15 protein-coding genes and 1 pseudogene are annotated in these 12,127 nt (G+C 61.5%); 14 read left to right on the plus strand and 2 right to left on the minus strand.

The annotated features are described in order from the left end of the window. Positions 1–15: 15 nt before the first annotated feature. Positions 16–309, plus strand: a complete 294-nt coding sequence (locus tag ACE3P0_RS11900; protein ID WP_374402840.1) for an XRE family transcriptional regulator — start codon at positions 16–18, stop codon at positions 307–309. Between the two features lie 76 nt (positions 310–385). On the opposite strand, the gene ACE3P0_RS11905 is transcribed toward ACE3P0_RS11900, so the two are convergent. Continuing rightward, positions 386–967, minus strand: coding sequence for a hypothetical protein (locus tag ACE3P0_RS11905; protein WP_374402841.1), 582 nt, complete (start codon positions 965–967; stop codon positions 386–388). A gap of 1,018 nt (positions 968–1,985) precedes the next feature. Here ACE3P0_RS11905 and ACE3P0_RS11910 point away from each other — a divergent pair. From ACE3P0_RS11910 to ACE3P0_RS11920, 3 genes and pseudogenes are all read left to right on the plus strand, one after another. Beyond that, positions 1,986–2,375, plus strand: a complete 390-nt coding sequence (locus tag ACE3P0_RS11910) for an H-NS family nucleoid-associated regulatory protein (protein ID WP_374402842.1) — start codon at positions 1,986–1,988, stop codon at positions 2,373–2,375. A 77-nt stretch (positions 2,376–2,452) separates the two neighbouring features. Further along, positions 2,453–2,746, plus strand: a complete 294-nt coding sequence (locus ACE3P0_RS11915) for an HU family DNA-binding protein (RefSeq protein WP_374402843.1) — start codon at positions 2,453–2,455, stop codon at positions 2,744–2,746. Positions 2,747–3,011: 265 nt separating this feature from the next. Then, positions 3,012–3,143 (plus strand): annotated as a pseudogene (locus tag ACE3P0_RS11920) (sensor histidine kinase); the annotation flags it as partial. 43 nt (positions 3,144–3,186) lie between these two features. Here ACE3P0_RS11920 and ACE3P0_RS11925 read toward each other — a convergent pair. After that, on the minus strand, positions 3,187–5,256 hold the full coding sequence (locus tag ACE3P0_RS11925) for a heavy metal translocating P-type ATPase (RefSeq protein ID WP_374402844.1): 2,070 nt from the start codon (positions 5,254–5,256) through the stop codon (positions 3,187–3,189). Positions 5,257–5,558: 302 nt separating this feature from the next. On the opposite strand from ACE3P0_RS11925, the gene cadR reads away from it, so the two are divergent. From cadR to ACE3P0_RS11975, 10 genes are all read left to right on the plus strand, one after another. Next, a complete protein-coding gene (cadR, locus tag ACE3P0_RS11930) occupies positions 5,559–5,990 on the plus strand; it encodes a Cd(II)/Pb(II)-responsive transcriptional regulator (protein WP_374402845.1) in 432 nt (143 codons plus the stop codon). 56 nt (positions 5,991–6,046) lie between these two features. Beyond that, the gene (locus ACE3P0_RS11935) at positions 6,047–6,394 is read left to right on the plus strand and encodes a hypothetical protein (RefSeq protein WP_374402846.1); all 348 of its coding nucleotides are present in this window, start codon (positions 6,047–6,049) and stop codon (positions 6,392–6,394) included. A gap of 107 nt (positions 6,395–6,501) precedes the next feature. Next, positions 6,502–7,074 carry a signal peptidase II gene (lspA, locus tag ACE3P0_RS11940; protein ID WP_374402847.1) on the plus strand — a complete coding sequence of 191 codons (573 nt, stop codon included), beginning with the start codon at positions 6,502–6,504 and terminating at the stop codon, positions 7,072–7,074. After that, positions 7,071–7,376: a hypothetical protein gene (locus ACE3P0_RS11945; protein ID WP_374402849.1), complete on the plus strand. Its 306-nt coding sequence runs from the start codon at positions 7,071–7,073 to the stop codon at positions 7,374–7,376. The genes lspA and ACE3P0_RS11945 overlap by 4 nt, the downstream gene beginning before the upstream one ends. Positions 7,377–7,389: 13 nt before the next feature. Then, a complete protein-coding gene (locus ACE3P0_RS11950; protein ID WP_374402850.1) occupies positions 7,390–7,545 on the plus strand; it encodes a hypothetical protein in 156 nt (51 codons plus the stop codon). After that, complete coding sequence (locus ACE3P0_RS11955; RefSeq protein ID WP_374402851.1) at positions 7,542–7,991, plus strand: disulfide bond formation protein B; 450 nt, start codon at positions 7,542–7,544, stop codon at positions 7,989–7,991. The genes ACE3P0_RS11950 and ACE3P0_RS11955 overlap by 4 nt, the downstream gene beginning before the upstream one ends. Continuing rightward, positions 7,988–8,650 carry a DsbA family protein gene (locus ACE3P0_RS11960; RefSeq protein ID WP_374402852.1) on the plus strand — a complete coding sequence of 221 codons (663 nt, stop codon included), beginning with the start codon at positions 7,988–7,990 and terminating at the stop codon, positions 8,648–8,650. Before ACE3P0_RS11955 ends, ACE3P0_RS11960 begins: the two co-directional genes overlap by 4 nt. Positions 8,651–8,799: 149 nt before the next feature. Beyond that, positions 8,800–9,156, plus strand: a complete 357-nt coding sequence (czcI, locus tag ACE3P0_RS11965) for a cation efflux protein, CzcI family (RefSeq protein ID WP_374402853.1) — start codon at positions 8,800–8,802, stop codon at positions 9,154–9,156. A gap of 90 nt (positions 9,157–9,246) precedes the next feature. Further along, a complete protein-coding gene (locus ACE3P0_RS11970) occupies positions 9,247–10,554 on the plus strand; it encodes a TolC family protein (protein WP_374402854.1) in 1,308 nt (435 codons plus the stop codon). Between the two features lie 37 nt (positions 10,555–10,591). Continuing rightward, complete coding sequence (locus tag ACE3P0_RS11975) at positions 10,592–12,118, plus strand: efflux RND transporter periplasmic adaptor subunit (RefSeq protein WP_374402855.1); 1,527 nt, start codon at positions 10,592–10,594, stop codon at positions 12,116–12,118. The last annotated feature ends 9 nt before the right edge of the window (positions 12,119–12,127 follow it).

The raw sequence follows: 12,127 nt of genomic DNA on the forward strand, positions 1-12,127 counted from the left end.
ACCGGAGATCCTCGAATGACCTACGACGAATTCCTTCGGCATCTCGAAAAGGCCGGACTGACTATCTCGACCTTTTCCGAGTTGCTCGGCATGAACCGGCATACGCTTTACAACCGCCGAAAGCTTGGTTGGATGCCCACGCATATTGCCGTCATCGCGGCACTACTCGGCGAGATGGGCAACAAAGGGCTGGACTATCGAACTGTCCTCGCGCCACTGGACATCGAACGAAAGCCCGCCCGCGGCATAGCGGCAACCGGCGTCTTTGCCGGCCACAAACCGAAAGCCTACAGCGGCGCCCTTGTTTGACGGCGCGCATGTTGGATGGCTACTGCAGCGCTGTTTCCAGGGGCGCTGCGTTGCGCAGGAACGACGCGTGCCACAATTAGATGTGGTCGAAGATGGACACCTTGTGGTGTTCAGGCCAGTCGCTGATCGAACCGTTTATCAGTCTTTGCGTCGTATAGACCTCGAAGTCGTAGTCGATCGCGCCGGGACGAATGATCGTGCTCTCGTGGCCGGATGGCCTTCGGGCACCGCCAAAGATCGATTGCTTGACGCACTGGCCGCCGAAATGGCCCATGACAACGAGGTGGGACACGCCATGCTGTTCCCACAGCAGGTTGTAGAGGGTCGTGTCATCAAACGCGCTGAAATGCTGCTTGGGAACCGTGTGCGACTTGGTTTGACTCACCAAACGCCTTAGCCGGCGATCGGTCGGCGTCCACTTGGTTCCGCCACCAGGGTTAAGCTCAACAAAGCAGGCGATTGCGGATTGAAACTGATCTACCAGTTGGAGGATTGCCCCCTGGTTGCTCAACAACGGCAGTGACAGCGGAGACGGGTCTTCTTTCGCTTTGGCGAAGCCGAATCCTTCAGGCTCGTCGATCACAATCACCGCCGTGCGAACGCCTGCAGCATCGAGCGCACGCCATTGCCCTATGAGAGATCCTTGCTTTTTCGGCATCGCTTCTCCGCAAAATCATACGTTGTGCTTCGATCAGGGCGAGCGAGAGGCTCCGAACAGCCCACGGCTCACCTCAGTCCTCGCCCCAACGCCAACGCGGTCGCTCGCCCTTTGCCCAACACACAGCAAGCAGAACCGCAGTTAGGAGCGCCGTGTAGGCCACAAAGGTTAGTGCGCCATAGGTGGGGAGGATCCAAAGGCAGCCCGCCAACACCGCGGCAAAGTATCCAAGCAAAATGACCCAACCCTGCCACGCGCGGGGGAGGCCCCAGCCCCATCCATAGCGCTTCGCAGGAAACCAATACGGTTGTTCACCTGACGTCATCGCATCTCCCTGACCGACATTTACTCGGCGACACTCCGATGATCTTCAGCGGCAACGCCGGGCGGCAGCGAAATGGCTTATGGCTGATATGCGGACATTCAGATTCGCCATGCAAGGCTTCCCTCCTGAGGAGCGCACAAGAAACCAACAAGTTGTAGCTGGGGACGTTCATCTGCGTGGCGTCAAAGTGTACGCATACCGTAGTGTCATAGTCGACAGGAAGCCCGACGATCAAGTGTGACGATTCGCACGCAGTCGCAGAACAAGCCTCGCGCCGGTGTGCCCCGATGTACCGTCAGCCGATTCGCCTTTTTCAACAACAATCACCATCGACTCATGATGCAGTGGCCTGACTGGTTCGCTCACGCTGACCGATATTGGTTGGTATGTACCCTTAACGAGCATGCCCATAGCGGCGAGCCCGCCTCAATCGACGCATTGGTGGGCACTGTTATGGCTCGCTTACCTGAGCACTTGTCGACTCGCCACGAACACGCTGGCGTTTTAGCCGTGATCGAACAAACCGCTCGTTTGCTCTTCGAAGAGGTGCACGACGGCCTTGTCCGGCGTAGGCATCACGACCGCGCTGGTAGCCAAGGGCCACGGCGACAAGCTCATCATCCGACGCCTGTAGCGGAATAGCGTTTCACGCTAGACTCTTGAATCTCCATTACGCCTGCAATCGAAACCTAAATGATCGACATCTCAACGCTCACCCCAGCGGAATTGTCGCGCCTGGCCAAATCGATCGAAAAGGAGATCGCCAAGCGGACGGACGCCACCAAGAGCAAGGTGCTTAAGGCGGTAGCGAAGCTCGCGAAGGAGGCCGGGCTTGAAGTCGGCGATCTACTCGGGCGCAAACCGGCACCCAAGCGTGCGCGGAAGGTCGCCCACGACGGCGCCGCGACGACGCTGACAGAAAAGAAGGCCAAGAAGCGCGCCAGATATCAAAACCCCGCAGATCCAAAGCAGCGCTGGAGCGGCCACGGTCGACGTCCTGCCTGGGTGGTTGCGCATCAAGCCAACGGTGGCCAGTTAGAGGACTTGCGCATCCGACGCAAGGTGGCTTCCGAGGGCGCCTAAGTGCCGCTCGTAGCCTCGGTGCCCCTTCCTTTGCGCACTGACCGCTCAACCCGTAACCCCTGCCTTCTTGGTTTGCGATGCTGCGTTCGGAGTTGATTGACGCGCTGCAGGCCCGCCTGCGTGACGTGCCTCCACAGGATGTGGATCTAGCGGTGGCAACGCTGCTCAGTGGGATATCCGAAGTGCTTGCGCGCGGTGGTCGCGTCGAGATACGGGGCTTTGGGAGTCTGAGCACTCACACCGTTCCCGCGCGCACTTCGAGAAATCCCAAAACGGGGGCGCCCGTAGTGGTCCCCCCGAGCCGTCGGATTACGTTTCGGGCGGGTCAAGCACTTCGGGCAAGCGTCGCCGGGGACCGTAGCTTCCCCTAAAGGTCGAATGACTGCTGGCACCTGCAGCAGCAATCAATGACGACAGGCTGCTTCGCAGCGGTTGCGGTCAGCGGCTCTGCCCCTCCCCTCTCCACCTAACGGCCAGATGCGGCAGTTCGACCTGGCCAGATAGCCGATCGTCGCGAGGCAGCTCAACGCTGAAAGCTGCCATACGGCCGACGGAAGCTCCTCGGCCAAAGCGGCCATTGGCGACGCCCTAAATGGCTGACGGCTACGTGACGTAGACCCGCCAGCAGAAGGAGTTGGATTGGGATTGGCAATTGCCACATCAATCGTTCGTGCGCACGGGGGCTCTGTTGATGCCGGGTCGAACGGCGGCACGACGCGTTTTTCCTTGTCACTCCCTGTTCGTTGTGGCTCAACGGATCAAAGCTAAGAGCAAGAAACCGTTTCCGTCAGTTTGAGATCACAAAGTCACTTCAAGCGCGCAACAATCGCAAGCCATTCGCTACCACCAGCAGGCTCGCCCCAACATCGGCAAACACCGCCATCCACATGGTGCCGGTGCCCGTCAGAGTGAGGACGAGAAACACTGCCTTGATGCCCAGCGCCAGCGCGATGTTCTGCACCAGCACATTGTGGGTGTGGCGCGACAGACGCACGAAGCGCGGCAACTTGCGCAGGTCGTCGTCCATAAGCGCGACATCAGCCGTCTCGATGGCGGTGCCGGTGCCTGCCGCTCCCATCGCAAAACCGATATCGGCGCGGGCCAGCGCGGGGGCGTCGTTGATGCCATCGCCGACCATGCCGACTGCCGCGCCTTGCGACAGGCGTTCTTCAATCAGCCGGAGTTTGTCTTCCGGCAGCAGATCGCCACGGGCTTCGTCGATGCCGACTTGCTGGGCGATGGCACGCGCTGTGTGGGCGTTGTCGCCGGTCAGCATCAGGGTCTTGATGCCCAGGGCGTGGAGTTCCGTGATGGCCTGACGGCTGCTGTCCTTGACGGTATCGGCAACGGCGAAGAGTCCATGCACGCGCTGCTCGTCCGCCAGCAGGATGACGGTTTTGCCTTGCTCTTCCAGAGCACCCAGACGGGTTTCCAGTGCATCGGAACACAGGCCTCGCTCATGAATCAGGCGATGGTTGCCCAGGCAATAGCGTTTGCCATCGATCAGGCCTTGCGTGCCACGCCCCGGCAAAGCTTCAAACTCCTCGACTTCCATGAGCGGAATGCCGTCCCGTCCTGCTGCTTCGCTGAGCGCGCGGGAGACGGGGTGGTCCGAGCGCGCAGCCAGGCTCGCAGCCAGGCTACGTACCGTGGTGGCCTCAGAATCATTGAGGGCAGCAAAGTCCGTCTGCGCCGGTTTGCCGTGCGTGAGGGTGCCGGTCTTGTCCAGCGCCAGCCAAGCGAGCTTGCGACCTTCTTCGAGATAGACACCACCTTTGACCAGGATGCCATGGCGCGCAGCGGCGGCCAGGCCGCTGACGATGGTGACAGGGGTCGAAATCACCAACGCACAAGGGCAGGCAATCACCAGCAGCACGAGGGCCTTGTAGATCCATGCAAACCATTCACCGCCGAAGAACAGCGGCGGTGCAATCGCCACTCCCAGCGCGATGGCAAACACGATAGGCGTGTAGACGCGGGCGAACTGGTCGACGAAGCGCTGCGTCGGTGCGCGCGCGCCTTGTGCGGCCTCGATGGCGTGGATGATGCGCGCCAGCGTGCTGTCGTTCGCCACTGCGGTGACGAGGTACTCGAAGGAGCCTGATTCGTTGATGGTGCCAGCGAAGACCTGATCGCCTTCGGCCTTTTCCACCGGCAAGCTCTCGCCGGTAATCGGAGCCTGATTGATGGCCGAGCGTCCGCTGACGATGCGCCCATCAAGCGCGATGCGTTCGCCGGGCCGTACTCGTACGCGGGCGTCGAGCGGCACCGCACGGGCGGGCTGTTCCTGCCAGCTGCCATCCGCCTGCTGCACGCTTGCCTGCTCTGGCGTCAGCTTGAGCAGCCCCTGAATGGCGTTGCGTGCCCGGTCCAGCGATTTGGCCTCGATGAGTTCGGCAATCGTGAACAACACCATCACCATCGCGGCTTCCGGCCACTGGCCGATCAGCAAGGCGCCGGTCACTGCGATGCTCATTAGTGCGTTGATGTTGAGATTGCCGTTGCGCACGGCGATCCAGCCCTTCTTGTAGGTCGTGGTGCCGCAGGCCAGCACCGCGACGATGGACAGCAAGGCTGCGACCCACACCGGCAAGCCGGCCCAGTGTGCGGCCTCCGAACCCATCGCCGCCATGCCCGCCAGCAGCAGTGGCCACCATGGCCGAACTGGCTCTTCCGGCGAGGCAGCAGTCTCCGGGCCATTGGCCAGTTCCGGCGTGAATCCCAATGAGCGGATGGCCACCAGAATCTCGTCCAGCACAGCCGGGGTATGGGTGACGGTCAGCACCCGCTGCATCAGGTTGAACTCCATGCCTGCTACACCGGCCATGCCGCCCAGTTTCTTGCGCAGCAGCCCTTCTTCGGTAGGGCAATCCATTTGCATGATGCGGATGGGGGTCCGGGTGCCGTCTGCGTGGACTACGGGTTCGGTCAATACGCTTGAAAACGAAGCCTGAGCGCCGCCACAGCATTTGCTTGAACAAGTGCTGCTCACGGGCGGTTTAGCGGGGGCACAGCAGGCGTCACTGGCGTGCTCGCTGTCGTGCTCGCTGTCGTGCTCGCTGTCGTGCGGGTGCCTATGGCTATCGTGTTGAAGGTGTGTAGACATGCTGTACTCCAGAGCTCGTATAGGTGTATTGCACAATCTGAAGCTACTATAGAGTCAAGCTCTTTCTGGAGTACAGCATGAAAATCGGCGAACTGGCGCTGCTTGCGCAATGCACGGTCGAAACCGTGCGCTACTACGAACGTGAAAATCTGCTGCCCGCTCCTGCGCGCACGCAAGGCAACTTCCGACTATTTGGACCGCTGCATGTCGAACGCCTGCGCTTCATCCGTAATTGCCGCGCACTGGACATGAGCCACGATGAGATTCGCAATCTGCTGGCACTGGCTGATCGGCCTGCCGAAGGCTGTGGTGCGGTCAATGCCGTATTTGACCAGCACATCGCCCACGTGGATGCACGCATCCGCGAGCTGGCGCAGCTCAAGGAACAGCTCAGCGCTTTACGTCAACGTTGCGTGGGAGAGCTGGCAGTCGAGGCCTGCGGCATCCTGCAGGGCCTGGCGGCCATGGAGACTGAGGCCCGACATGAACGACATACGCACCTGGGTTGAGCGTGTGCATGTGCGCGCTTGATGCTCGCCAAATGTTTCTGTAGGCTCCGCCCCCGATGAAGCGCTTTCTGCTGATCCTCTTCGTGATGTTGTTGCCGCTGCAATCCGTCTGGGCAGCGGCGGACATCTATTGTCAGTCCGAGGTGACAAGCAGTGTTGCGCACTGCGCCGACGACTGCCTGCTGAAGCAAGCGTCGGATTCATCCAGTCCTGATAGCAAGAACACCGTCTCTCACGACGGAGATTGCTCCCCCTGCCATGCCGGCCATTCCTTGGCCTTATCCGGCTCGTATGTGCAGGGCTTTGCGGCAGCAGGGCCATTGCCCATTGCGTTGGCGCACTTCCCCAGCCTCCTTTCTCCTGCCACGCGGCCTGAACGGCCCAAGTGGTTCGCGCTCGCCTGAAGCGGGCGCACGGTTCCTTCTCGTAGCGCCCCTTGAAAAGTCGGCCTTCAGCCTGGTGCTGGAGGGTCTGCATTCATCTGCGCGCGCGCTGCGTGCAAGAGGTGGGAATGAACCGTAGAGAGAATCTGTCGCAGGTCTTGGCCGCTGCGATACGCAAAGAATGTACTGCGCACAATGCACGCATGCCGCGCACGACGTGGCCGTGGTTAGCCTTGGCGGGTATGGCTCTGCTTGCCGATCAGCTCAGCAAGGCTTTGATCGCATCCAGTCTGATGCTGGGCGAGCGCATTCCGCTAACCAGCTTTTTCAATCTCGTACACGTGCTTAACCCCGGTGCAGCGTTCAGCTTCCTTGCCGATGCAGGAGGCTGGCAACGCTATGCGTTTTCGGTGCTGGGCATCGCATTGAGCGTCTGGATGGCGCGTGAGATCCGGCAAAGCAAGACGAGTCGCATGGAATGTTTCGCCTACGCCATGATCATTGGCGGAGCGCTGGGCAATGTGGTGGATCGTGTCTTGCGTGGCGCGGTGACGGACTTTCTCGATTTTCACTGGCAAGGCATGCACTGGCCCGCGTTCAACTTTGCCGACATTGCGATCAACATCGGTGTGCTGGTGATGTTGCTGGGTCTCAGGCGCCAGAGCCGGTCTGCACAAGCGCGTGACGGGAGGCCTGCATGAGCAGACATCTTTCCTGGCTTTTCGTCAGCCTCTGCCTGCTGGCCAGCATGCCACTGAGCGTAGCACGCGACGTGCTGGAGGAGCCGGTGTCCTTGCGTGCGGAAGCTGATCTGATCAAGGCCGTCGCGCTGACCTTGCAGCATGCCATCACCACTTCGGAGCAGTTTCAGGGGCGCAGCCCGGCACTGCGGAAGTTTGCAGACAAAGAAGTCAAAAAAAAACCGTTCGCGCCTGCAGCAATTGGGGAAACGTATTCCCGAGCAAATCCCGCCGGTACGTCAGCTGGCCATTGCACCGGATAACGAACAAAGCTACGTGCGCGCGATGCTGCGCAACCATGCGCGGTTAGTTGAGCTGATCGAGCACGGCCTCGGTCTGTCACTCTCTGCAGATATCAAGCACGCCATGGAAGCGCTGTCGTCCAACGCGATTGCCGAGCGCGCCTTCCTGAACAAAATGGAGCAATCTTGAGCACAGCCGATGAGATGGAACCCATCTCCAGACCCTTTCACTGGAACCTGCTGTTTGCCGCCTGGCTGATGGCCAGCGTGGCAACCCTGGGTGCCCTGTTTTTCAGCGAAGTAATGCAGCGCACACCCTGTGTGTTGTGCTGGTATCAACGCATCTTCATGTTCCCGCTGGTTTTTGTTCTCGGTGCCGGCCTGTTGCCATTTGATCCACGCAGCGTCCGCTATGCCCTGCCGCTCGCCGTCACAGGCTGGGGCTTCGCGCTTTATCACTGCCTGCTCTACATGGGCTTCATCCCAAAGAGTTTGCAGCCCTGCACACAAGGTCTGTCGTGCGCCGACGTGAAGCTGGAACTGTTCAGCTTCGTCACCATTCCCCTGCTGTCCCTTCTCGCTTTCACTCTCATCATTGCGCTGCTGTGGGCAGTGCGGAAAGGCATCAAACAATGAAACGCTCTCTCATCGTCATCGGCACAGCTGCGACCCTGATCGCCGCATTTGTCGCCGGCGCCTACTTCTACACGGCCCGGCAGAACGCTGAAGTGACCACGGCAGCGCAGTCGGTCGATTCGCCATTCAAACGCGTGGGCACTCCTTCGATGGGCAATCCTGACGCAAAGGTTGAAATCACCGAATTCTTCGACCCGGCTTGCGAAGCCTGCCGGGCCTTCTATCCGCATGTGAAGCGTCTGCTTGGCGAACACTCCGGCAAAGTCCGGCTGACCCTGCGCTATGCGGCTTTTCACGAAGGTTCTGACTACGTCGTAAAGGTACTTGAGGCTGCTCGCCTGCAAGGCCAGGAGATCTACCTGAAGACACTGGAAGCAACGCTCAGCGCGCAGCCGATGTGGGCGGAACATGGACGCCCGCAGCCGCAAAAGGTGTGGGACGCGCTCGCAAGCACCGGCCTCGATACCGAACGTGCGCGGCGCGACATGGAACGCCCTGAAATTGCCGCAAGGCTGCAGCAGGACACTGCGGATATCGTGGCGCTCAACGTGCGCCAGACGCCGACTTTCTTCATCAACGGTAAACCTCTGCGTAACTTCGGTCAGGATGGCTTGAGCTTCCAGCTGCGCGAGGAAATTGCTGCAAGTTACCCGTTATGAGCGATGCAGAAGGCAACAGACCTCAAGGCTGTCGCCTGCGTCAAAGACCCTGTGCAAGGAGTAGTTGTTGCCTTAACTGTCTTCCGCTATCGTGCGCACGGCACCGTAGAAATCCCCTGTCCATCGCTTTTGGTTTGCTTTTCCGTTTCATGAAACGCTTGGTTTTGATCCTCATTATGCTGATCGTGCCGCTGCAGTCCGTCTGGGCGGCAGCCAGTGCCTATTGCACGCACGAAGCCGATGCGGCGACCGGGCACTTCGGGCATCACAGTCATCAGCATGATGGTGGTAAAGCAGATGGTGAGCCGGATCAGAACTCGCCTGCTGGCAAGGCTGTGGACAACGATTGCGGACTCTGCCACCTCGGGCACTGCTCCTTCCTCAAAACGCAAACCAGGCTGGGTCTGGCCGATGCCAAGGCGTCGCCCATTCTCTCGACCCAGCGCCTGGGTCTGTCCGATATCACGGCCCGCCCCGAACGGCCCAACTGGCCCTCGCTCGCCTGATCTGGCGAGCCTCTCCCTCCCGCACTTCGTAATCGCCTGAGCTGCACACGCAGCCAGCGCTCGTTTCATTCCTCTTCAGCAGGAGTTTTCATGCGCCTATTTCAGCGCGGTATTGCCATGTGCCTTGTCGGCACCCTTGCCGCATTCGTGAGGCCGGACGGGGCTTTGGCCCAGTCCGTTGCACCGGTCAACCCACAGGCTTCAATCCTGACATCAGCCACCGTCCCTCTCACGCTCGCCCAGGCCGTGGAGCGTGCGCTGGCGAACCACCCCGGTCTGCGCGGTGCCGAACGCGAGATCGAGGCGGCCGAGGGCGCTATCGAACAAGGTGGCGCGCGACCCAATCCATCCTTGTCCTACGAGATGGAGGACACGCGCAAGGAGACACGCACCAACACCGTCATGCTGAGCCAGCCGCTGGAGCTGGGCGGCAAGCGTTCCGCGCGCATCAGCGCGGCGGAGCGTGGGCGCGATGTCGCTCAAGCGCAGCTGGCGGCCAAGCGTGCCGAAGTGCGCGCCCAGGCGCAGGACGCCTGGCGCGAAGTATTGGCCGCGCAGGAGGGGCTGCGCCTGGCAGAAGAGGCCACGCAGCTCGCGCAACGCGCCAGGCAGGCGGCGGCGCGGCGCGTGCAGGCGGGTAGCGCTTCGCCGCAAGAAGAGACCAAGGCACGGCTCGAAGAGCTCAATGCCCGACTGGCGCAGGCGCAGGCGGAATCTGCGCTGGCCAGTGCGCGCAATCGTCTGGCGGCCTTTTGGGGGCAGCCACAGGCGGACTTCGCGCGCGTCGACGGGCGGCTCGATGACTTGCCGGGCGTCCCCACGATGGATGCCTTGCTGGGACGCCTGGATGAGACGCCCGCGATGCGTGTTGCCAGCCACGAAGCCGCTCGCAGCCAGGCGCAGGCAGATCTGGAGCGCAGCCGCCGTTACCCGGACGTGACGCTGGGCGTGGGCGTCAAACGCGACAACGAGCTGGGGCGCAACCAGACCATTCTGGGCATCAGCCTGCCCTTGCCGCTGTTCGACAGCAATCGCGGCAATGTGCGTGAAACGCTGGCGCGCAGCGCCCAGGCGCAGGACGCGTTGCAGGCCACACGCAACAGCCTCGCCAGTGAGCTGCTGCAGGCGCGCAGTCGCCTCACGGCCAGCCGTCTGGAAGCCGACGGGCTGGCGCGCGAGGTGGTGCCGGCCGCAAAGAATGCGCTGGAGGTCACGACGCGAGGCTATGAGCTGGGCAAGTTCGGTTTCATCGATTTGCTGGACGCGCAGCGCAGCCTTTCCCAGATGAAAACGCAGCAACTGCGCGCCTGGCTCGATACCCACAAGGCCGCCAGCGAAATTGCGCGCCTGCTCGGTGACGCGGCCGACAGTCTCACCACACCGACAAGTGCGCGTTGAGCGCCTGGATAGAGATACCCCAAAAGGAATATCCGACATGAAATTCAATCTGAATACACAGAGCCTCGGCAAGCGCCAATGGCTGATGATTCTTGCGCTGCTTGCGATTGCCGTGATCGGCGCCGTGCTGATTCTGGCAACGCCCGCGAAGAAGGCTGGCGACGGGCATGGACATGAAGAGGGCGGCCATGGCGAAGAAGGGCACGCCGAGCATGCCGAAGCGCCCAAGGGGCCGCATGGCGGCGAGCTGATGAGCGAGGGTGACTTCGCGCTCGAAGTGGCCCTGGTCGAAGAAGGCGGCGAAGCGCGCCTGCGCGTGTGGTTCTTCGAGAAAGACAAGCCCTTGCCCGCAACGACGGCCAAGCTCGCGGTGAGCCTTGCGCGACCGGGCGGTGACAAGGAGGAGATTACCTTTGCGGCCGACAAGGATGGTCTGCGCAGCGTGCAGACGATTGCCGAGCCGCACGCCTTTGAGGCGACCATCGAAGCACAGACTCTGAAGGAACCCTACCTCTTCACCTTCAGCAAGGCCGAGGGGCGCATCCCGATGAGCGAAGCGCAGATCAAATCTGCCGGGGTGAGCATCGATACCGCAGCGCCTGCCAGCATCAGCAACGCGCTGCAACTGCCGGGCGAAATCCGCTTCAACCAGGATCGCACGGCGCACGTGGTGCCACGCGTGCAAGGCGTGGTTGAGAGCGTGCATGCCGATCTGGGCCAGCGCGTCAGCAAGGGCCAACTGCTGGCCGTGATTGCCAGCACGGCGGTGTCGGAGTTGCGCAGCGAGCAGCTGGCCACGCAGAAGCGTTTGAACCTGGCCAAGGCGACGTACGAGCGCGAGAAGAAGCTGTGGGAAGAAAAGATCACGGCGCAGCAGGATTATCTGCAGGCCGAACAGGCACTGCGCGAAGCTGAAATCGCCACCGCCAATGCGCAGCAGAAGCTGGCCGCGCTGGGGGCGGGTGTGCTCGCCAGCAACAACCTGAGCCGCTTCGAGCTGCGTGCACCTTTCGATGGCACGGTGGTCGAGAAGCACGTCACGATGGGCGAATCGGTCAAGGAAGACGCCCAGCTGTTCACGCTGTCTGACCTGTCGCGCGTGTGGGCCGAAATCAGCATCCCGGCCAAGGACATGAACCTGGTGCGCGTGGGCGACAAGGTGAAGATCAGCGCCACGGCCTTCGAGTCGCAGGCCACCGGCACGGTGTCCTACGTCGGCGCCCTCATCGGCGAGCAGACGCGCACCGCGACGGCGCGCGTCACCCTGCCCAATCCGCAGGGCGCATGGCGACCGGGCCTGTTCGTCAATATCGAACTGACCTCCAGCGAAACGCCGGTTCCCGTCAGCATTGCTGCCGAGGCGGTACAGAGCATTGATGAAAAGCCCACCGTCTTTCTGCGCACAGAAGATGGCTTCCTCGCGCAGCCGGTTCAGCTTGGCCGCAGTGATGGCAAACGGGTCGAGGTCATCAAGGGGCTCAAGGCCGGGGCGCGCTACGCGGCCACGGGCAGCTTCGTACTCAAGGCAGAGCTGGGCAAATCCAGCGCTGCGCATGAGCATTGATCGGGGGAT

It is taken from the genome of Niveibacterium sp. (assembly GCF_041909475.1).
Classification (GTDB): Bacteria; Pseudomonadota; Gammaproteobacteria; order Burkholderiales; family Rhodocyclaceae; genus Niveibacterium.

What these genes read in the sequence shown, in the direction of transcription:
- ACE3P0_RS11900 (WP_374402840.1), top strand. Translation starts at nt 16, where the DNA reads ATGACCTACGACGAATTCCTTCGGCATCTCGAAAAGGCCGGACTGACT.
- ACE3P0_RS11905 (WP_374402841.1), bottom strand. Translation starts at nt 967, where the DNA reads ATGCCGAAAAAGCAAGGATCTCTCATAGGGCAATGGCGTGCGCTCGAT.
- ACE3P0_RS11910 (WP_374402842.1), top strand. Translation starts at nt 1,986, where the DNA reads ATGATCGACATCTCAACGCTCACCCCAGCGGAATTGTCGCGCCTGGCC.
- ACE3P0_RS11915 (WP_374402843.1), top strand. Translation starts at nt 2,453, where the DNA reads ATGCTGCGTTCGGAGTTGATTGACGCGCTGCAGGCCCGCCTGCGTGAC.
- ACE3P0_RS11925 (WP_374402844.1), bottom strand. Translation starts at nt 5,256, where the DNA reads ATGCAAATGGATTGCCCTACCGAAGAAGGGCTGCTGCGCAAGAAACTG.
- cadR (WP_374402845.1), top strand. Translation starts at nt 5,559, where the DNA reads ATGAAAATCGGCGAACTGGCGCTGCTTGCGCAATGCACGGTCGAAACC.
- ACE3P0_RS11935 (WP_374402846.1), top strand. Translation starts at nt 6,047, where the DNA reads ATGAAGCGCTTTCTGCTGATCCTCTTCGTGATGTTGTTGCCGCTGCAA.
- lspA (WP_374402847.1), top strand. Translation starts at nt 6,502, where the DNA reads ATGAACCGTAGAGAGAATCTGTCGCAGGTCTTGGCCGCTGCGATACGC.
- ACE3P0_RS11945 (WP_374402849.1), top strand. Translation starts at nt 7,071, where the DNA reads ATGAGCAGACATCTTTCCTGGCTTTTCGTCAGCCTCTGCCTGCTGGCC.
- ACE3P0_RS11960 (WP_374402852.1), top strand. Translation starts at nt 7,988, where the DNA reads ATGAAACGCTCTCTCATCGTCATCGGCACAGCTGCGACCCTGATCGCC.
- czcI (WP_374402853.1), top strand. Translation starts at nt 8,800, where the DNA reads ATGAAACGCTTGGTTTTGATCCTCATTATGCTGATCGTGCCGCTGCAG.
- ACE3P0_RS11970 (WP_374402854.1), top strand. Translation starts at nt 9,247, where the DNA reads ATGCGCCTATTTCAGCGCGGTATTGCCATGTGCCTTGTCGGCACCCTT.
- ACE3P0_RS11975 (WP_374402855.1), top strand. Translation starts at nt 10,592, where the DNA reads ATGAAATTCAATCTGAATACACAGAGCCTCGGCAAGCGCCAATGGCTG.